Origin of the sequence: Curtobacterium sp. 458 (genome assembly GCF_030406605.1) — a bacterium.
Lineage (GTDB): Bacteria > Actinomycetota > Actinomycetes > Actinomycetales > Microbacteriaceae > Curtobacterium.
In genome coordinates, this window is record NZ_CP129104.1 from 1,331,600 (window position 1) to 1,350,409 (window position 18,810).

Here is an 18,810-nt window from a genome sequence, read left to right on the forward strand (position 1 = left end):
ACAATGTCGATCTTCCTCAACAAGGACTCCAAGGTCATCGTCCAGGGCATCACGGGCGGTGAAGGCACCAAGCACACCGCGCTCATGCTCAAGGCCGGTACCCAGGTCGTCGGCGGCGTGAACGCTCGCAAGGCCGGCACGACCGTCACGCACGGCGACGTCGAACTCCCGGTGTTCGGCTCCGTCCGCGAGGCCGTGGACACCACCGGCGCCGACGTCTCGATCGTCTTCGTCCCGCCGGCGTTCGCGAAGGACGCCGTCATGGAGGCCATCGACGCCGAGGTCCCGCTCGTCGTGGTCATCACCGAGGGCATCCCGGTGCAGGACTCCGCGGAGTTCTGGGCGCACGCGAAGGCGAAGGGCGGCACGACCCGCATCATCGGCCCGAACTGCCCCGGCATCATCACGCCCGGTGAGTCCCTCGTCGGCATCACGCCGGCCACGATCACCGGGAAGGGGCCGATCGGGCTCGTCTCGAAGTCCGGCACCCTGACCTACCAGATGATGTACGAGCTCCGTGACCTCGGCTTCTCGACCGCCATCGGCATCGGCGGCGACCCGGTCATCGGCACGACGCACATCGACGCGCTCGCCGCGTTCGAGGCCGACCCCGAGACCGAGGCGATCGTCATGATCGGTGAGATCGGCGGCGACGCCGAGGAGCGTGCGGCCGACTACATCAAGGCGCACGTCACGAAGCCGGTCGTCGGCTACGTCGCGGGCTTCACCGCGCCCGAGGGCAAGACCATGGGGCACGCCGGCGCGATCGTGTCCGGCTCCGCGGGCACGGCCGAGGCGAAGAAGCAGGCACTCGAGGCGGCCGGCGTGAAGGTCGGCAAGACGCCGTCCGAGACCGCAGCGCTGCTGCGCGAGGTGGTCGCCGCCGCGACGGCGTAGCGGCTTCGTCGGACCGTCGGTCCGGAACAGCCTGGAGGCACGGTGCGGGTCCGCACCGTGCCTCCTGCTGTTCAGGCTGCCGCTGCGATGCGTGCGATGACGTCGGGCGTCCACGCCGCGGCGACCTGTCGGTCGTTCCCGCCGTCGTCGACGTTCGTCTCCGCGAGCGTGGGGCCCGAGCCGATGGGGACGTGGAGGATGTGCCGGTGGTCGTAGCGTCCGACCGACTTCGGTGCGGTGCCGGACTCCACGGCGACCCGGTGCAACCAGATGTCGTCGGCCCGCGGTGCGGTGGCGCGGAACTCGTGGTGACGGCCGCGGAGTGCATCGAGCATGCGCGGCGTCATCACGTGGCCCCAACCGCCGGTCGCGAGGTTCCTCGGTGAGGCGCCCCGCGCGCCGATCCGGTCCCACTCGGCGTACGGGGCGACGCCGCCATCGAGGAGCGGGATGTGACGCGCGCGGTGCGTCGTGTTCGTCGACGGGTCCACGGCGTGCGCCCGCACCAGGGTCTCGAGCCACCGGCGGGGGAAGAGCCAGTCGTCGTCCGCCGTGACCAGCGGTACCCGGTGGATCCGCTCCGACTGCACGTACGGGTAGTACTTCTTGTGCGGACCGTCGTCCTCGGCGTGGCGCACTTCGAGACCTCGTCCGATCAGTCGTCGCAGGCCGGGTGTCGGTGCCCGAACGGCGCGTTCGTCGTCGAGCCAGAGGATCAGTCGACCGGGCCGCAGCGAACCCGCCGCGATGCTCTCCAACGCGAGGTGCGCCGACGCGATGCGCTCGCCGTAGCTCGTCATGCTGACCACGGGTCCCTCGTCAGCGACGCACGCGTGCGTGCCCGCGGTGGCGTTGCGGAGCCGGAGCGTGCTGATGCGAGCGGCTTTGCGGGCGGCGAGCGCGAGAGTGTGCATACGAACATTATGAATACGAAATACAAGCCTGACAAGGAGTTGGGCGATCGGTCACCGCGCGGCTTCCTCTCCGAAGCCCGGCCAGCACGTACCCTGGCCCGGATGAACCGCCTGGGAACCGCCGTGCTCGCCGCGATCGAGGGGATCGTGACGGTCGGTGTCGGCGTCGGGATCGCCCTCGTGCCGCTCACCCTGCTCTGGGGCTTCGAGTACGGGCTGCAGGTCGACTGGGACGTGTTCTGGAAGGCGAGCGGCAGCATCTGGCTCGTCGGACACGGGGTCGACGTCACCTTCCTGCTGGGGGCGGCAGCCGCGAAGGCGTCGGGCGTGAGCGGGGCGTCGGCGCCGATCCACGTCACCCTCGCGGCCCTCGGGTTCGCGATCGTCACGGCCTGGCTCGGGGCCCGTGCCGGACGCCGCTTCGCCGAGACCGCCCACCGCACCACGGGCGTGCTCGTCGGCACTGCGGTCGTCGCCGTCCTCGGCCTCGCGGTCGCCCTGTCGTCGACCTCGGCCGCCACACAGCCGAGCACCTGGCAGGCGGTCGTCTTCCCCGCGCTCTGGTTCGGGATCCCCGCCTTCGTCGCTTCCGAGGTGTGCCGCGTGCGCCGGATGCTCCCGGCGGACGCGGTGTCGCAGCGGGCGATCGACCTCGTCGAGCGGGTCCCCGCGGTCTGGCGTGCCGTCGCCGGCTTCGGTCTCCGGGCCGGTACCGCCGCGACGGCCGCGGTCGTCGCCGTCGCCGGACTCGTGGTGGCGGTCCTGCTCTTCGCCTCCTTCGCCGAGGTGATCACGCTGTACGAGCGGTCGCATGCGGGGGTGGTCGGCGGGATCGCGCTGACGGTCGGACAGCTCGCGTTCCTGCCCGACCTCGTCGGTTGGGCCACCGCGTGGCTCGTCGGGCCGGGGTTCGCGATCGGCACCGGTTCGAGCGTCTCCCCGGTCGGCACGGTCCTAGGCCCCATCCCCGGCATCCCCGTCTTCGGCGCGCTGCCGGCGTCCGGGCACACCTTCGGGCTCGTCTGGGTCCTCGTGCCGGTCGTCGCCGGGTTCGCGGTCGCCGGACTCCTGCGCCCCCGGCTCGTCCGGGCACTCGGTGACGCCGACTCCGCGTTGCACCGGGCACTCGGCGGCGTCGCGGCCGGGCTCGTCGCCGGCGTGCTCACGGGCGCGGTGGCGTGGGTGTCCTCGGGGTCGCTCGGGCCGGGGCGGCTCGCCGACGTCGGCCCGCACGCACTCGTCGTGGGGGCGTTCGCGGCCCTCGAGGTCGGGGCGCCGGCGATCGTCGCGCTCGCCGTCGGCAGCGACCTCGTCCGGCTGCCGGAGCAGCGGGAACGCTGGACCGAGGCTGCGGAGGACGACGCGGGCGCCGACGCCGACGCCGCCGAGGGATCGCTGATCGACGCGCTCGACCGCGCCGGGGCCGGGCGCACCACGGATGTGCACCGCTTCGTCGTCGAGGAGGTCCACGACCCCCACTCCACGCGCACCACCGGCGCAGCGGCAGCGGGCCCCTCCGCCACCGGGGCCGTCACCGAGCCGGTCACCGGGCTCGACGACGAGCGAGCAGGTCCCGTCCCGACGCCGACGGCCGATCGGGACCGGCCCGACCACGCGGACGACGAGGACGTCGAGCTGCCCGAGTGGGCGCGCACCGACGTCGTCGCCTCCGACCGGGTCGACCGCACGACCGCCACCGACGGCCAGCTGGCTCGCGCCGCCCTCGGGAGCGTGCGGGACCGCCTGCGCAGTGCGGCCGACGGGGTGCGCGGTGGCGTCCGTGACCGCGCGGCCGCGGTCCGCGACCGGATCGGCGGCGACCACGGCGGCGACCGCGTCGGCGACCAGCCCGTGCCGCTGCCGACCGCGCCGGGCACCGAGCAGCAGCCGGCGTTCCCGTGGAGCACGGAGGAGTTCGTCGCCGGGCACCACGACGACACGGACGCGGTCGACCGTGCCGAACCCGTGCGCCCGCCGCACGAACCCCGGCGCGCCGACGGCACCCCCTCGCGCCCGAGGTGGGACCGCACCGACCAGATCCCCGAGGACGAGCTGCCCTGGTGGCGCAAGCCGAAGTCGACGGAGTAGCGCGCCCGAGCCCCGCTAGGCTGGACCCCGTGCTCGAACTGGTCGTCCTGATCTCCGGTACCGGGTCGAACCTGCGGGCGCTGCTCGAGGCGACCACGGACGCCGAGTACCCCGCCCGTGTCGTCGCGATCGGGGCCGACCGCGACGCCGAGGGCCTCGGACTCGGCGAGGAGTTCTCGATCCCGACCTTCACGGTCCCCTACTCCCGGTACGCGAGCCGTGCCGAGTGGGGCGCCGCGCTCGCCGAGCAGATCCGCCCGTGGACGCCCGACCTCCTCGTGCTCTCCGGCCTCATGCGCCTGCTGCCGCCGGCCGTCGTCGCCGAGTTCTCCCCGGGGATCATCAACACCCACCCCGCGTACCTGCCCGAGTTCCCCGGCGCCCACGGCGTGCGTGACGCCCTCGCCGCCGGCGTCACGGAGACCGGCGCGAGCGTCATCGCGGTCGACGACGGCGTCGACTCCGGGCCGATCCTCGCGCAGGAGCGCGTCCCGGTGCTGCCGGGCGACTCCGAGTCGACGCTGCACGACCGCATCAAGCCGGTCGAGCGTCGCCTGCTCATCCAGACCGTCCTCGACATCGCCAACGGCAAGACCGACCTGAAGGGCCCCTCGAACGCATGAGCGTGCACGCCGCCGACCCCAGCCTGTACCGCGACCGTGACGTGGTGCCCGTGCGCCGCGCGCTCATCTCGGTCTCCGACAAGTCCGGCCTGCTCGAGCTGGCCGGTGCGCTCGCCGACTCCGGCGTCGAGATCGTCTCGACGGGATCGACCGCGCAGACCATCCGCGACGCGGGCTTCGCCGTCACCGACGTCTCGAGCGTCACGGGCTTCCCGGAGTCGCTCGACGGCCGCGTGAAGACCCTGCACCCGTCCGTGCACGCGGGGCTCCTCGCCGACCTCCGCCTGGAGTCGCACGAGCAGCAGCTCGCCGAGCTCGGCATCGAGGCCTTCGAACTCGTGGTCGTCAACCTCTACCCGTTCGTCGAGACGGTGGCGTCCGGTGCGGACACCGCCACCGTCGTCGAGAACGTCGACATCGGCGGCCCGGCGATGGTCCGCGCGTCGGCGAAGAACCACCCGAACGTCGCGATCGTCGTCTCGCCGAGCTCCTACGCCGAGGTCGTCGAGGCCGTTCGCGCCGGTGGGACGACGCTCGACCTCCGGAAGCGCCTGGCGGCGCAGGCGTTCGCTCACACGGCGGCCTACGACACGGCGGTGGCCTCGTACTTCGCGACGGACGTGGTCGCGTCCGACGCGAGCAACGGTGACGACCGGGAGGCCCGTGCGGACTTCCCGGAGCACCTCACGGTCGACGCGGGGCTGGCCGCCACCCTCCGGTACGGCGAGAACGCGCACCAGCGTGCGGCGCTCTACCGCTCCGAGCACGGCACCGGCATCGCGCAGGCGACGCAGCTGCACGGCAAGGAGATGTCGTACAACAACTACGTCGACGCCGACGCGGCCGTCCGCGCCGCGTACGACTTCGCCGAGCCGGCCGTCGCGATCATCAAGCACGCGAACCCCTGCGGCATCGCGGTCGCCCCGACGGACGCGGCCGACCCGATCGCCTCGGCCCACGCTGCGGCGCACGCCTGCGACCCGCTGTCGGCGTTCGGCGGGGTGATCGCGGCGAACCGCCCGGTGACGCTCGGGATGGCCGAGACCGTCGCGGACATCTTCACCGAGGTCGTCGTGGCCCCGGCGTTCGACCCCGAGGCGCTCGAGGTCCTCTCCCGCAAGAAGAACATCCGTCTCGTGCAGCTCCCGGCCGACTTCGCGCTCGTCCCGCAGGAGGTCAAGCAGGTCTCCGGCGGCTTCCTCGTCCAGGACGCCGACCGCTTCGACGGGTTCGACCAGTCCACCTGGACCCTCGTGTCGGGCGAGCCCGCGGACGACCAGACCCTCGCCGACCTCGCGTTCGCGTGGAAGGCGTGCCGTGCGGTGAAGTCGAACGCGATCCTGCTGGCGAACGCCGGCGCGAGCGTCGGTGTCGGCATGGGCCAGGTGAACCGCGTCGACTCGTGCCACCTCGCGGTCAGCCGTGCCGGTGACCGCGCTGCCGGATCGGTCGCGGCGTCCGACGCCTTCTTCCCGTTCGCCGACGGGCTGCAGGTGCTGCTCGACGCCGGGGTCCGCGCCGTCGCCCAACCCGGGGGCAGTGTCCGCGACGACGAGGTGATCGCCGCCGCGAAGGCAGCCGGCGTCACGATGTACCTCACGGGTGAGCGGCACTTCTTCCACTGAGTCCATCAACCCGGAACGACCGGCAACTCCGGAAAACGCTTGCGCGCCACGTTCGACTGTGAATAGTCTGTAAGGCTCCGCGACAGGCACGCCGACGACCCAGCAGGACACTGCAGAGCGGTCGGCGGCACCGCGGGACACAACGGTGACGAAGACGACGACTGGAGTGACGATGCACACGACGACCGGAACCACGGCCATGGCAGCCCGTGCGGACATCGTGCGCCTCGCGGGGACCGCTCCCGACGCACGACCGCGGATCGCACCCGCAGCCGTCGCGCCGTACCCGTTCCCGGGTACGCCCGCCGTCTCGGCACCGCTGTCCGCGTAGGGCTGCTTCCCACAGCCAGCGACGAGCCGTCGGTCTCCTCCGACGACGACGAGCACGCGACGAGTCGCCGGACGACCACCGGCGACGACGAGCACGGGCCTGCGCGAGCCCACGCCTGAACCCGGGGACCACCACGTCCCCGGTGCACTCCGACCGAACCGACGCCGCACGACCAGCGGCGGCGGACGGCCGCGACGCGACACCGCACCCGCCCGACCAGGGCGGCCACGGCCCGCGACGCGACCACCCGCTCGGCCGACGACCACCACGCAACGGACACCGTGCCTCCAGGCCGGCTGCTGCGACAGCAGCGACCGATCCGGGGGACCGGCACGACGCACGAGGACGCAGACCCCATGTCCAAGACGCCAGACCAGGCGCGCCCGTCCACCGACCGCCCCTCGACCTTCCGCGCCATCGCGCGGATCTACCCCTACGTGAAGCCGTACCAGCGGCGCCTCATCGGCGGCATGTTCGCCGCCATGGGTGCCTCGCTGGTCGCGCTCGCGATTCCCTACGTCCTGCAGTGGCTCGTCGACGGGCCGCTGTCCTCGAAGGACGCCGCACAGATCTGGCCCGCCGGGTTGGCCGTGCTCGCGCTCGGCGTGCTCGAGGCGTTCTTCATCGCCTCGCGCCGTCGGCTCGTCATGCGTCCGTCCACACGGATCGAGACGAGCATGCGGAACGCGCTCTACGCGAAGCTGCAGGACCTGCCGGTGGCCTTCCACGACCGCTGGGAGTCCGGCCAGCTGCTGTCCCGGTCGGTGTCCGACCTGTCGCTCATCCGCCGGTGGCTGGCGTTCGGCGTCGTCCTGCTCGTCGTCAACATCGTGACGATCGTGGTCGGCTTCGTCGTGCTGTTCACCTTCGGGTGGCTGCTCGGCCTGGTGTTCCTCGTCGCGTCGATCCCCCTGTGGATCAACGGCCTGCTGTTCGAGCGCAAGTACTCGGTCGTGGCCCGTCGCAGCCAGGACCAGGTGGGTGACCTCGCCACGAGCGTGGAGCAGTCCGTGCACGGCATCCGCGTCCTCAAGGCGTTCGGCCGCGGCCGGTACAAGCTCGACGAGTTCAGCGAGCAGGCCGAGGCGCTCCGCGGCACCGAGATCGAGAAGGCCAAGGCCGTCGCGGGCATCTGGCTCTGGCTGCTGCTCGTGCCGGACGTGGCGTTCGCACTGTGCCTCCTCGCCGGGATCTACCTGGCGTCGCAGGGGCAGCTCTCCGTCGGCCAGTTCTTCGGCTTCTTCGCGACGGCGACGGTGCTGCGGTTCCCGATCGAGTCGATCGGCTTCCTGCTCTCGATGACCTTCGACACCCGCACGGCGGTCGACCGCTTCTTCGAGGTCATGGACTCGGAGAACACGATCACCGACCCGCGGGAGCCGGGGACCATCGAGGAGCCGCACGGCGCGCTGTCCTTCAACGGGGTGCACTTCCGCTACCAGGACTCCGCCCCGCAGTACCCGGACCTCATCAACGGCGTCGAACTGCAGCTCCGTCCGGGCGAGACCATGGCGCTCGTCGGGCTCACCGGCTGCGGCAAGACCACGCTGCTCTCGCTCGTGCCCCGGCTGTACGACGTCACCGGCGGTTCGGTCACGATCGACGGCGTCGACATCCGTGACCTCACGCGCGAGGAGCTCCGGCGGCACGTCGGCGTCGCGTTCGAGGACGCCACGCTGTTCTCGACCTCGGTGCGGGACAACGTGCTGCTCGGACGGCCGGACCTGTCCGGTGACGAGGCCGAGGCCGTGATGCGCGAGGCGCTCGACATCGCACAGGCGTCCTTCGTGGACGACCTGCCCGACGGTGTCGACACCCGGGTCGGGGAAGAGGGGCTGTCGCTCTCCGGTGGTCAGCGGCAGCGTCTGGCGCTCGCCCGTGCGATCGCCGCTCGTCCGTCGGTCCTCGTCCTCGACGACCCGTTGTCGGCGCTCGACGTCGACACCGAGGCCCGGGTCGAGGCGGGTCTGCGCCGCGTCCTCGCCGAGACGACGTCGCTCATCGTGGCGCACCGTCCGTCGACGGTGACGCTCGCGGACCGCGTCGCCCTCATGGAGAACGGCGTCGTCACCGCCGTCGGCACCCACTCGGAGCTGATGGCCACCAACGACCACTACCGCTACGTCATCTCCTCGCTCGACGAGGACGACGCCACCGCACGAGAGGAGGCGATGGCATGAGCCAGCAGGAACAGCAGCTGCCAGCCCAGACGGCGGCGCAGTCGACCGACGCGCCCGACATCGACGACGTCCAGCAGCCGGTCACCGCGTCGATCACCACGCTCGGTGTCCGTGGCGAGGAGCGCGACGACTTCACCAAGGCGGAGAGCAAGCGCCTGCGGCGTCGCTCCCTCGCCCTGCTCGGGTCGCTCGCGGCTCCGCTGAAGGCACGCCTCGTGCTGCTCGGCATCGTCGTCGTGGTCTCCACCGCGGGGACCGTGGCCGGTCCGGCGCTGATCGCGTGGGGCATCGACAACGCCCTGCCGGCGGTGCTCGACCGGAACGACTGGGTGCCGGCGTTCGGTGTCGTCGCGACGTACATCGTCGTGGCGATCGCCGGCGCGGTCCTGACCGCCTGGTACACCGTGCTGGCGGCCCGGATCAGCCAGGCGATCCTGTTCGACCTCCGCAAGCGGGTGTTCCTGCACACGCAGCGGCTGTCGCTCGAGTTCCACGAGACGTACACGTCGGGTCGGATCATCTCCCGCCAGACGAGCGACCTCGACTCCATCCGCGAACTGCTCGACTCCGGGCTGAACCAGCTCATCCAGGGCGTGCTCTACATGGTGTTCACGGCGATCGCCCTCGTGGCGCTCGATCCGACGTCCGGGCTCGTGCTCGCGGTGTCGCTCGTGCCCCTGTGGTTCCTGATCCGCTGGTTCCAGACGAACTCGCAGACGCTCTTCCGGGCCACCCGCGTCACCTCGGCCCGGGTGATCGTGCACTTCGTCGAGACGATGACGGGCATCCGGGCGGTGCAGGCCTTCCGCAAGGAGTCCCGCAACCGTGACGAGTACGGCCGCTACGTCGAGGACTACCGGCTGGCGAACACGAAGGTGTTCAACCTGTTCGGGACCTTCGACCCGGTGCTCGTGCTCATCGGCAACGTCACGCTGGCCGCGGTCGTCGTCGTCGGCGGCTTCCGGATCGTCGGCGGGTCGCTCGAGGTCGGCGCGCTGCTCGCGGTCGCGCTGTACGCCAAGCGGTTCTTCGACCCGGCGCAGGAGCTCGCGATGTTCTACAACGGGTACCAGTCGGCCTCGGCCGCGATGGAGAAGATCTCCGGGGTGCTCGAGGAACGGCCGAGCGTGCCGGACCCGGTGAAGCCCACCCGCCTCGCCGACGCCAGCGGGAAGATGGACTTCGACGACGTCGTGTTCGCCTACAACGCGGACAAGGTCGTGCTGCCGGAGTTCGACCTGCACATCCCGGCCGGTCAGACGATCGCCCTCGTCGGGTCCACCGGTGCGGGGAAGTCGACGCTCGCCAAGCTCATGGCGCGCTTCTACGACCCGTCGGAGGGGTCCGTGCAGCTCGACGGGGTGGACCTGCGGGAACTCGACACGAAGGACATGCGCCGCGCGATCGTCATGGTCACGCAGGAGGCGTACCTGTTCTCCGGTTCGGTCGCGGACAACATCGCGCTGGGGAAGCCCGGGGCGTCCCGGGAGGAGATCGAGCGTGCGGCGAAGGCGGTCGGCGCGCACGAGTTCGTCATGGCGCTGCCGGACGGGTACGACACCGACGTGAACAAGCGCGGCGGCCGGGTGAGCGCGGGGCAGCGCCAGCTGCTCTCGTTCGCGCGGGCGTTCCTCGCCGACCCGAAGGTGCTCATCCTGGACGAGGCGACGGCGTCGCTGGACATCCCGTCCGAGCGGCTCGTGCAGGAGGGCCTCGAGACCCTCCTCGCCGACCGCACGGCCGTGATCATCGCGCACCGCCTGTCGACCGTCGCGATCGCGCACCGCGTGCTCGTGATGGAGCACGGACGCATCGTCGAGGACGGCACGCCGGAGGACCTCATCGCCGGCACCGGACGGTTCGCCCAGCTCCACGCCGCCTGGCGCGACTCGCTCGTGTGATCCGAGCCGGACACGACGACGCGCCGCGGTCTGCCGGGGCGCGTCGTCCGTCCGGCGGGGCCGGCGTGCGCGACGGAGGGGTGCCGCGGAACTCTGTTCGGATGTGATGTGCCAGCACTAGTATTCCGGTGTGAGCAGCACCTCTCGCTTCCGGACAGACATCAACGCGCTCCGCGCCCTCGCCGTCCTGTCGGTCGTGTCGGTGCATGCCACCGGGCTCCCGCCCTCGGGCTGGATCGGCGTCGACGCGTTCTTCGTCGTCTCGGGGTACCTCATCGCCCGGTCGATGGTGCGGGAGAAGTCGGCGAGCGACCGCTTCGCGGTGCTCGCCTTCGCTGCCCGACGCTTCTGGCGCCTGGCACCGGCCGCCACGACGACGATCGTGGTGGTCTCGCTCGTGTCGCTCGTCGCGCTCCGGAGCGGCACCTCCGCCCCGGTCCTCGGTGACGGCGCCGCAGCGGCGCTGGGTGTGGTCAACTGGGTCTTCCTGGCGCGTGACACCGACTACTGGGGAGCGTCCTCGTCGGCATCCCCGTTCCAGCACTTCTGGTCGCTCAGCGTCGAGCTGCAGTTCTACCTGGTGTTCCCGGCGCTGGTGCTCGCCCCGTGGAGGGTCACCCGAGCGAGGAGCCCACGCCGCTACCGTGCCGTGGCGGTCCGGGTGGCCGTCGCGCTGCTGACCGCATCGGCGATCTGGGCAGCGGTCGCCGGGGCAGTCGACCCGAGCGCTGCCTACTTCGACACCGGTGTGCGATCGTGGGAGTTCGGCGCGGGAGCCCTGCTCGGTGCCGCTTCCGTCCCCGTCGGCTCCCGACCGGTCCGTGCTCGGCCCGAGCGGATCCGGGACCGACAACGCGTGCGCGCAGGGTTCGTGGCCGCCGGGTTCGTGGCGATCACGGCCGCGACGGTCGTCGGCCCGCCCTCCGGCGGAGTGCCGATCCCGGACGCGCTCCTCGCGGTCGCCGGCACGGCCCTCATTCTCGCCGCCGGCCGCGCGCTCCCGCCGTTGCCGCTGCTGCGATCCCGTCCGGTGCAGGTGATCGGCGATGCTTCGTACTCGATCTACCTCTGGCACTACCCGGTGGTCATCGGTTGCGGTGTCCTCCTCCCCGGGCAGCGGGTCGTGGGCGCGGGGATCGCGATCGTCGTCGGTGTGCTGCTCGGCCTGCTCTCCCGGCGCTTCGTCGAGCTGCCCGCCCTGCGGCTCGGTCGCAGCACACGGAGTCCGCTCCCGAAGGGGCTCCTGGCCGCGGCGTCCGTGGCCGCGGTGCTGGCGATGGTGGGTTCCGTGACCAGTGCGCGGTCGACGGTCGGCAGCGAGGGCGGGGGCCACGACCACGCGGCGGCTCCGCCGTGGAACGCGGCAGCGCTCTCCGCGGCGGTCGACGCCGGCGTCCGGGCGAAGTCCTGGCCGGTCGATCTGACCCCCGGCCTCGACTCCGACCTCGCCGGTCCGCCCGAGGGCTTCGAGGCGTGTGCCTGGACGCACGTGTCCGACCCGGGGTCCTGTCGCTTCGGTGACCCCCGTGCGGAACGGTCCGTGACCGTCATCGGGAGCTCGGTCGGAGCCTCCCTGATGCCTGCGGTCGAGCTCGCGTTCGGAACGGACGCGCTCGTCCGGGGACTCACGGCGAACGGGTGCCCGATGATCGGCATCACCGTCGAGGGGAAGACCCCGGCTGCACGCGCGCGGTGTGACGCGCAGCGTGCGGCGGCGGTCCGCGAGGTCAACCGTTCCTCGCCGGACGTCGTCATCGTCACGCACGCCTACGACGGTCTGGCGCAGCAGGTCGGGCGGCCGAGCGGTCGACGCGCTGCGGAGAACTGGTTCCGCGCTGCAGCTGACCTCGCCGATGCGGTGCGTCCGTCCGGCGCCGCCGTCGTGTTCCTCGCGGCCGTGCCGCAGGGACCCGACCGTGCACGGTGCGCGGCGCTCCGGTGGACCGGTCCGGACGCGTGTGCGACCAGGCTCTCCGAGGCGTACGCCCTGGCCGCCGCCGTCGAACGCCGCGTCGCCGAGGAACGACCGAACGCGCACTTCGTCGACACGACCGGCTGGTACTGCGACGACGCGGGTGTCTGTCCCGCGACGGTGGGGAACGTCCTCGTCCGGGAGGACGGGCAGCACATCACCGGCGACTTCGCGGAGCGGATCTCGGGCGTCCTGCGGACCGCGGTCGACACCGCGACGACGTCGGCATCGTCTCCTCGCCACGATTGAGCCATCCGCTCCCGGCACGGGATGGCAGGCTTGCAGGATGAGCAACGACAGCGTGCAGCCCGGCGGCGTCGCCCTGCGCGACCCCTTCTACGGCGCGCCCTTCGCCGAGGCCGTCCGACGGTTCTGGCGGAAGTACACCGTCTTCACGGGCCGTGCGTCCCGGGCCGAGTTCTGGTGGTGGTGGATCACGTCGCTCGCGATCGGCCTGGCGCTGCAGCTCGTCCCGCAGGCGTTCACCCCGGACTCGCCGCTGTTCGAGAACCCCGTCGGGTCGTACCTCTTCGTGCTCTGGGGCCTGGTCACCCTGATCGGCTCGCTCGCACTCGGTGCCCGACGGCTGCACGACGCGAACCTGTCCGGGTTCTGGCTGTTCGTGAACGTCGTCCCGGGGATCGGCACGCTCGTGTTCCTCGTCCTGTGCCTGCTCCCGGCGAACCCGAAGGGCGCACGCTTCGACCTCTGACAGGTTCGGCAGCGGGAACCCGCAAGAGTCGCCGGAGCAGGGGACGGACACGGCAGGACCGACCTACTGTTCGCGTGTGACCCACACCCCGAGCGGCCCGGCGGCCCGCCTGCGCGAAGACCTCACGTACGGTACCGAGCACGTCCTCTTCAGCACCCTGCTCGGCTCGGCGCTCGTCCCGCGGGTGGTCCGCCGCGGGCTCCTGAACCTCGCCGGAGCGCACGTCGGGTCCGGCCCCGGCGTCGGGTTCGCCCTCACCGGCTCGGCCCGGAACCTGACCATCGGCACCGGCGTCTTCTGCAACAAGCACGTCTCGATCGAGGCCGTCGCCCCAGTGACGATCGGCGACGACACCGCGATCGGCATGCAGGTGCTCATCGTCACGAGCCACCACAGCATCGACGCCGCCGGCGACTGGGACCGGACGGCCTCGGGTCGTACGGTGGCGATCGGTGCGCGGGTCTGGATCGGCGCCCGGACCATGGTGCTCCCCGGCGCCGTCATCGAGGACGACGTCGTGGTCGCCGCGGGTGCGGTCGTCGCGGGACACCTCCGCTCCGGCGGGCTCTACGCCGGCGTCCCCGCCCGACGCATCCGCGACCTGCGGCCGTCGGAGTCCGCCGGCGTGCCGGACGTCGCCGTGACGGCAGCCGTCGCGAGCGGATCGGGTGGACCCGTGCCGGGTCCGAGCGCGGCGGCCCGCGACGAGACCGGGCCCGGTACCGCGGTTCAGAACGGGTCGGTCGGGAACCCGGGATCCGTCGGGTCGTAGCCCTGGTCCGGTCCGGCGGTGGCGCGACCCGGCCGGGAGGCGCGGTGTGCGCCCGCCCCGCCCGTCACGTCGTCCGACCGGTCACCCGGGTCGGGTGACCAGCGCGCCAGACGCATGTCGAGCCTCCAGGCCGTGGCGCCGTGCACGAGCGGCGTGCCCTCCGCGCGGTAGTGCTCGAGCGCGCGCGCCTCGTGGTGGACGGGCGGGTGCCCGCCGGACCGCACCACGCGCCACCAGGGCAGGTCGGCGCCCTCGTGGGCCATCACCTTGCCGACCGCGCGCGAGGCACGTGACCCGAGGACCGCGGCGACGTCGCCGTAGGTCATGACGCGGCCGGACGGGATGCTCCGGACCACCTCGGCGACGGCGGCACCGAAGTCGAACGCCGGTGACGGCTCGGCGCTCACGGGTGGGTCAGGGGTCACCCGAGCGTCAGGACCGCGAAGTGGTCGCCGTACTGCGTCTCGCGCACGAAGTCGAACCCGAGCGCACGGAAGAAGGCCTCGGGGCTGCCGCTGCCGCCGGGTTCGTACACGACGGTCAGACGCTCGAAGCCCCGGCTGCGTGCCTCGTCCGCGAGGCCGTGCACCGCGAAGCGTCCGACGCCCCGGCCCTGTGCCGTCGCCGCGACGTTGACCCGCCAGATCGCGCTGCGCAGCTCTTCTTCCGGGTTGTCGGCGTCGAACGTGCCGATGATCATGCCGACGACCTCGTCACCGTCGAGCACGACGCGGGTCCACGCGGAGCTGGGCTTCACGTCCGACTCCGCCTGCCCGTAGGTGGTCGGCTGCACGAACTGTTCCTGCCCCGGCTTGAGCGTCAGGGAGTTGGCCGCGGCGGCGGTCGCTGCGGAGAGCTGTTCGAGACGGAGATCGGCCATGCGGTCAGCGTATCCGTGCCGCCAGTCCGGGGGCCAGCGAGCCGCGTGGACCGATACCGCAACGTTGTCACCGTGCAGGGCCCGGTCAGCGGGGCGGTATGGTCGCGACATGGCAGAGCACCGGCGCGGAGCGAACCTCCCGTCGATCGGGGGGTTCAACCGGACCGTCGTGCTCGACGCCGTTCGACGCTCGCCCGAGGGCCTCAGCCGGGTGGAGCTCGCCGGGCGCACGGGGCTCAGCGCGCAGACCGTCTCGAACGTGACCCGGTTCCTCATCGAGGCCGGCATGATCGTCGAGTCCGGCACCGTCGTCTCCGGCCGGGGCAAGCCACGGACGATCCTCCGGCTCGAGGCCGGCAGCCGCTACGCGGTCGGCGTGCACGTCGACCCGGCGATCGTCACCTACGTCCTGCTCGACCTCGCCGGCACGGTCGTCGCGCAGAGCACCACCTCGACGCCCACCGCCGACGACCCCGCCGAGGTGGTCCGCACCATCGCCGACGCCGTGGACGCGCTCGTCGTGGGGGCGGAGGTCGACGTCGACACCGTCCTCGGCGTGGGCATCGCGAGTCCCGGGCCGATCGACGCGGAGGCCGGCGTCGTCCTCGACCCGCCGTTCCTGCCACGGTGGCGCGACGTCCCGCTCCGTGACGCGCTCGCCGAGGCGACCGGCTACCCGGTGCTGCTCGAGAAGGACGTCACGGCCGCGGCGGTCGGTGAGATGTTCCTGGCGGGGGAGTCCGCCGCCCGCAACTTCGCCTTCGTGTACTTCGGCACCGGGTTCGGCGTCGGGCTCGTCCTCGACCACGAACCCGTGCGGGGCGTGGGCGCGAACGCGGGCGACGCCGGACACATCATGGTCGACCAGGGCCCCCTCGCCGGGACCCCGGACGGCTCCGGCACCCGCGGGGAGGTCGGCGCCGCGGTGGCCCCCGACCGTCTCGTGCAGATCGCAGCGGCCCGCGGGCTGGCGCTCGGCGAGGTCACGGACGCGGCCTCGGTCGACCGGGCGTGGGACGCGCTCGCCGCGGCGATCGTGGACGGCAACCCCGACGCGCACGCGCTCGCGGCGGACGCCGGCCGGGTCATGGGGAACGCGGCCGTGCTCATCGTGAACCTGCTCGACCTCGACCGCGTGGTCTTCGGCGGTCCGTTCTGGTCGCGCATCGCTGCGGCTGCGCTCCCGGCTGCGCGTGCGGCGATCGTGGCGTCGCCGCTCCTCGTCCCGAAGCACCCGATCGTCGTGGACGAGAGCGACCGCGGCGCCGACGTCGCGGCGGTCGGGGCGGCGTGCCTCGTGCTCGACGCCGCCCTGTCGCCACGGGCGAGCACCCTGCTGATCCGGCGCTGACCCCGGTCCGCGCCGCACCGGCGGTACCGTCGGGGGATGACCTCCGAGATCCTCCGGTACACCGCCTTCGCCGCCGAGCCGGGTGGGGGCAACCCGGCGGGCATCGTGCTGGACGCGGCCGGCATGTCCGACGCCGAGATGCTGGCGACGGCCCGCGAGGTCGGGTACTCCGAGACGGCCTTCGTCGTCGGGGGAACCCTCGACCGCCCGGTCGTCCGGTACTTCTCGCCCGCGGCCGAGGTGCCGTTCTGCGGGCACGCCACCGTCGCCACCGGGGTCGCGCTCGCCGAGCGGCACGGCACCGGGGACCGCGTGTTCGTCACCCCGGCGGGGGAGATCGCGGTGCACACGACGACGGGTGCGGACGGCGCGGTGCTCCTGGCGATGACGAGCGTCGACCCGTGGACGCGCGAGGTCGACCCCGGTCACCTCGCCCGGCTGTTCGACGTGACCGGGATCGGACCGGACGACATCGCCGACGGGTTCCCGGTGCTCGAGTCCTTCGCGGGCAACCGCCACCCCGTGCTCGTCCTCGCCGACGCCGAGCTCTTCCACCAGTTCCGGTTCGACCCGCGCGTGCTCGCCGAGCTGAAGGACGAAGCCGGGTGGGCCGGCACGGTGACGGTGCTGCACCGCACGGGGCCGCTCGAGTACGAGGCCCGGAACCTGTTCCCGGCCGGCCGCATCACCGAGGACCCGGCGACGGGCTCGGCCGCGGCGTCGACCGGGGCGTACCTCCGGGCGGTCGGGGCCGCGCAGCCGGGAGACCGCGTGGTGATCCGGCAGGGGCGGCACGTCGGACGCCCGAGCGTGCTGCTCGTCGACGTGCCCGAGGTCGGGGGCACCACGGTGACCGGCGGCGCCACCCCGGTGTGAGGTCGTTCCGGAACGGTACCGGAATCCCTCTTGACACGGATAAGTCAATACGCTGGACTAATCCTGCGCGCGGGTGACGGCACCCGCGGACATCCCGTGCAAAGGAGCACCGATGAAACGCCGCACCCGAATCATCGCCGGTCTCGCAGCCGTGGCAGTCGCCGCGGTCGGACTGGCGGGTTGTTCCAGCTCAGGGTCCGCCTCGAGCGACACCATCAAGATCGCGTACCAGAAGTTCGGCGCCTTCCAGCAGCTCGACGCCCAGATGAAGGAAGTCAAGAAGGAGTACGAGAAGGAGTACCCGGGCAAGAAGGTCACCCTCGTGCCGATCCAGGCGCAGGGCAACGACTACTACACGAAACTCGCGCTCATGAACAAGGCGCCGGCGACCGCGCCGGACGTCATGTACGAGGACACCTTCCTCATCAAGGCGGACGCGCAGGCCGGCTACCTGTTGCCGTTGGACAAGTACACGGCGAAGTGGAAGGACTGGGACCAGTTCTACGACAACGCCAAGCAGGCCGGTGAGGGCGTCGACGGCAAGACCTACGGCGTCTCGATGGGCACCGACACCCGGGCCCTCTGGTACAACAAGGACATCTTCAAGAAGGTCGGCCTCCCCGTCCCGTGGGAGCCCAAGACCTGGGACGACGTCCTCGCCGCGGCGAAGACGATCAAGGAGAAGGACTCCGGCGTCATCCCGTTCAACATCTACTCGGGCAAGGCGCAGGGCGAGGCCTCGACCATGCAGGGCTTCGAGATGCTCCTGTACGGGGCCGACGGCGACGGCAACACGCTCTACAAGGACAAGAAGTGGGTCACGGGCTCGAAGCAGTTCGAGGACTCGCTGCAGTTCGTGAAGGACGTCTACCAGGGCGGCCTCGGCCCGACCCCGCAGCAGGCGCTCGACACCAACGTCGGCACGACCATCGCCCAGACGTGGCTGCCGCAGGGCAAGCTCGCGATCGACCTCGACGGCTCGTGGCAGTCCGGTACCTGGCTGAAGACCGGCACCGCGCCGTGGTCCGAGTGGAACGACGTGATGGGGACCGCAGCGTTCCCGACGCAGAACGGTCAGGAGCCCGGCTACAACTCGATGTCGGGTGGCTGGACGCTCGCGGTCGGCAAGAACTCGAAGAACCCGCAGGCGGCGTTCGACTTCATCACGAAGTTCCTCGACAAGGACGGCTCGCTCAAGTACGACACCGAGAACAGCCAGATCGCCGTCCGCAAGGACGTCGCCGAGGACAGCGCCTACACCGACGCGAACCCCACGTTCAAGTTCTTCTCCGGGCTGGTGGAGCACACCAACTTCCGCCCGGCGACGAGCGACTACTCGCAGGTCTCGAACGCCATCCAGGTCGCGATGGAGTCGGTCATGACCGGGCAGCAGAGCCCGAAGCAGGCCGCCGCCGCGTACGACCAGGCGGTCGAGCAGGTCGTCGGCAAGGACAACACCGTCTCCGCCGGCTGACGGACGGCTCGTCCTGACGGACGTCACCACCTGACGGACGTCACCACCTGACGGACGGGAGGCACGGCTCGCGTCGTGCGCCGTGCCTCCCGTCCGACCCTCCCCACCTTCGGAACCCTCTCCGCACCCGGAAGGCAACCCACCGTGTCCAGCACCCCCCTCGCGCCGACCCTGTCGGCGCCCGGTGCGCCGCAGCGCACCGACCCGCCGGCAC

General features: G+C 71.9%; 15 protein-coding genes. 12 read left to right on the forward strand and 3 right to left on the reverse strand.

What is annotated here, in order from left to right; translation table 11 throughout:
* The first annotated feature begins 3 nt into the window (after nt 1-3).
* The gene (sucD, locus tag QPJ90_RS06630) at nt 4-897 is read left to right on the forward strand and encodes a succinate--CoA ligase subunit alpha (protein ID WP_290133645.1); all 894 of its coding nucleotides are present in this window, start codon (nt 4-6) and stop codon (nt 895-897) included.
* A gap of 71 nt (nt 898-968) precedes the next feature.
* Here sucD and QPJ90_RS06635 read toward each other — a convergent pair whose 3' ends face one another.
* Nucleotides 969-1,811 (reverse strand): hypothetical protein, encoded by an 843-nt coding sequence (locus tag QPJ90_RS06635; protein WP_290133646.1) that lies wholly within the window; start codon nt 1,809-1,811, stop codon nt 969-971.
* Nucleotides 1,812-1,913: 102 nt separating this feature from the next.
* Between QPJ90_RS06635 and QPJ90_RS06640 the strand changes: the two genes are divergently transcribed.
* The 8 genes from QPJ90_RS06640 (at nt 1,914) to QPJ90_RS06675 (ending at nt 14,015) form a co-directional block, all read left to right on the forward strand.
* Complete coding sequence (locus QPJ90_RS06640; protein WP_290133647.1) at nt 1,914-3,899, forward strand: DUF6350 family protein; 1,986 nt, start codon at nt 1,914-1,916, stop codon at nt 3,897-3,899.
* A gap of 29 nt (nt 3,900-3,928) precedes the next feature.
* A complete protein-coding gene (gene purN / locus QPJ90_RS06645) occupies nt 3,929-4,522 on the forward strand; it encodes a phosphoribosylglycinamide formyltransferase (protein ID WP_290133648.1) in 594 nt (197 codons plus the stop codon).
* Entirely contained in the window at nt 4,519-6,147 is a 1,629-nt protein-coding gene (gene purH, locus QPJ90_RS06650; protein WP_290133649.1) for a bifunctional phosphoribosylaminoimidazolecarboxamide formyltransferase/IMP cyclohydrolase, read from the forward strand. Before purN ends, purH begins: the two co-directional genes overlap by 4 nt.
* 687 nt (nt 6,148-6,834) lie before the next feature.
* On the forward strand, nt 6,835-8,658 hold the full coding sequence (locus tag QPJ90_RS06655) for an ABC transporter ATP-binding protein (RefSeq protein ID WP_290133650.1): 1,824 nt from the start codon (nt 6,835-6,837) through the stop codon (nt 8,656-8,658).
* Nucleotides 8,655-10,559, forward strand: coding sequence for an ABC transporter ATP-binding protein (locus tag QPJ90_RS06660; protein WP_290133651.1), 1,905 nt, complete (start codon nt 8,655-8,657; stop codon nt 10,557-10,559). The genes QPJ90_RS06655 and QPJ90_RS06660 overlap by 4 nt, the downstream gene beginning before the upstream one ends.
* A 130-nt stretch (nt 10,560-10,689) precedes the next feature.
* On the forward strand, nt 10,690-12,780 hold the full coding sequence (locus QPJ90_RS06665; protein ID WP_290133652.1) for an acyltransferase family protein: 2,091 nt from the start codon (nt 10,690-10,692) through the stop codon (nt 12,778-12,780).
* A 37-nt stretch (nt 12,781-12,817) separates the two neighbouring features.
* A complete protein-coding gene (locus tag QPJ90_RS06670) occupies nt 12,818-13,243 on the forward strand; it encodes a DUF805 domain-containing protein (RefSeq protein WP_290133653.1) in 426 nt (141 codons plus the stop codon).
* A gap of 76 nt (nt 13,244-13,319) precedes the next feature.
* On the forward strand, nt 13,320-14,015 hold the full coding sequence (locus QPJ90_RS06675; protein ID WP_290133654.1) for a DapH/DapD/GlmU-related protein: 696 nt from the start codon (nt 13,320-13,322) through the stop codon (nt 14,013-14,015).
* Here the strand turns inward: QPJ90_RS06675 and QPJ90_RS06680 are convergent.
* Both QPJ90_RS06680 and QPJ90_RS06685 read right to left on the reverse strand, forming a co-directional pair.
* Entirely contained in the window at nt 13,973-14,440 is a 468-nt protein-coding gene (locus QPJ90_RS06680) for an MGMT family protein (RefSeq protein ID WP_290133655.1), read from the reverse strand. The genes QPJ90_RS06675 and QPJ90_RS06680 overlap by 43 nt on opposite strands.
* Entirely contained in the window at nt 14,437-14,895 is a 459-nt protein-coding gene (locus QPJ90_RS06685) for a GNAT family N-acetyltransferase (protein ID WP_290133656.1), read from the reverse strand. Before QPJ90_RS06685 ends, QPJ90_RS06680 begins: the two co-directional genes overlap by 4 nt.
* Nucleotides 14,896-15,004: 109 nt before the next feature.
* Between QPJ90_RS06685 and QPJ90_RS06690 the strand changes: the two genes are divergently transcribed.
* The 3 genes from QPJ90_RS06690 to QPJ90_RS06700 all read left to right on the forward strand — a co-directional run bounded on the left by QPJ90_RS06690 (nt 15,005) and on the right by QPJ90_RS06700 (nt 18,596).
* Entirely contained in the window at nt 15,005-16,246 is a 1,242-nt protein-coding gene (locus tag QPJ90_RS06690; protein WP_290133657.1) for an ROK family transcriptional regulator, read from the forward strand.
* A 36-nt stretch (nt 16,247-16,282) separates the two neighbouring features.
* A complete protein-coding gene (locus tag QPJ90_RS06695) occupies nt 16,283-17,122 on the forward strand; it encodes a PhzF family phenazine biosynthesis protein (RefSeq protein WP_290133658.1) in 840 nt (279 codons plus the stop codon).
* A gap of 112 nt (nt 17,123-17,234) precedes the next feature.
* The gene (locus QPJ90_RS06700) at nt 17,235-18,596 is read left to right on the forward strand and encodes an extracellular solute-binding protein (RefSeq protein ID WP_290133659.1); all 1,362 of its coding nucleotides are present in this window, start codon (nt 17,235-17,237) and stop codon (nt 18,594-18,596) included.
* The last annotated feature ends 214 nt before the right edge of the window (nt 18,597-18,810 follow it).

Bases quoted from the DNA above. Each gene is read 5' to 3' on its own strand.
- sucD (WP_290133645.1), top strand. From the start codon at position 4: ATGTCGATCTTCCTCAACAAGGACTCCAAGGTCATCGTCCAGGGCATC.
- QPJ90_RS06635 (WP_290133646.1), bottom strand. From the start codon at position 1,811: ATGCACACTCTCGCGCTCGCCGCCCGCAAAGCCGCTCGCATCAGCACG.
- QPJ90_RS06640 (WP_290133647.1), top strand. From the start codon at position 1,914: ATGAACCGCCTGGGAACCGCCGTGCTCGCCGCGATCGAGGGGATCGTG.
- purH (WP_290133649.1), top strand. From the start codon at position 4,519: ATGAGCGTGCACGCCGCCGACCCCAGCCTGTACCGCGACCGTGACGTG.
- QPJ90_RS06655 (WP_290133650.1), top strand. From the start codon at position 6,835: ATGTCCAAGACGCCAGACCAGGCGCGCCCGTCCACCGACCGCCCCTCG.
- QPJ90_RS06660 (WP_290133651.1), top strand. From the start codon at position 8,655: ATGAGCCAGCAGGAACAGCAGCTGCCAGCCCAGACGGCGGCGCAGTCG.
- QPJ90_RS06670 (WP_290133653.1), top strand. From the start codon at position 12,818: ATGAGCAACGACAGCGTGCAGCCCGGCGGCGTCGCCCTGCGCGACCCC.
- QPJ90_RS06685 (WP_290133656.1), bottom strand. From the start codon at position 14,895: ATGGCCGATCTCCGTCTCGAACAGCTCTCCGCAGCGACCGCCGCCGCG.
- QPJ90_RS06690 (WP_290133657.1), top strand. From the start codon at position 15,005: ATGGCAGAGCACCGGCGCGGAGCGAACCTCCCGTCGATCGGGGGGTTC.
- QPJ90_RS06695 (WP_290133658.1), top strand. From the start codon at position 16,283: ATGACCTCCGAGATCCTCCGGTACACCGCCTTCGCCGCCGAGCCGGGT.
- QPJ90_RS06700 (WP_290133659.1), top strand. From the start codon at position 17,235: ATGAAACGCCGCACCCGAATCATCGCCGGTCTCGCAGCCGTGGCAGTC.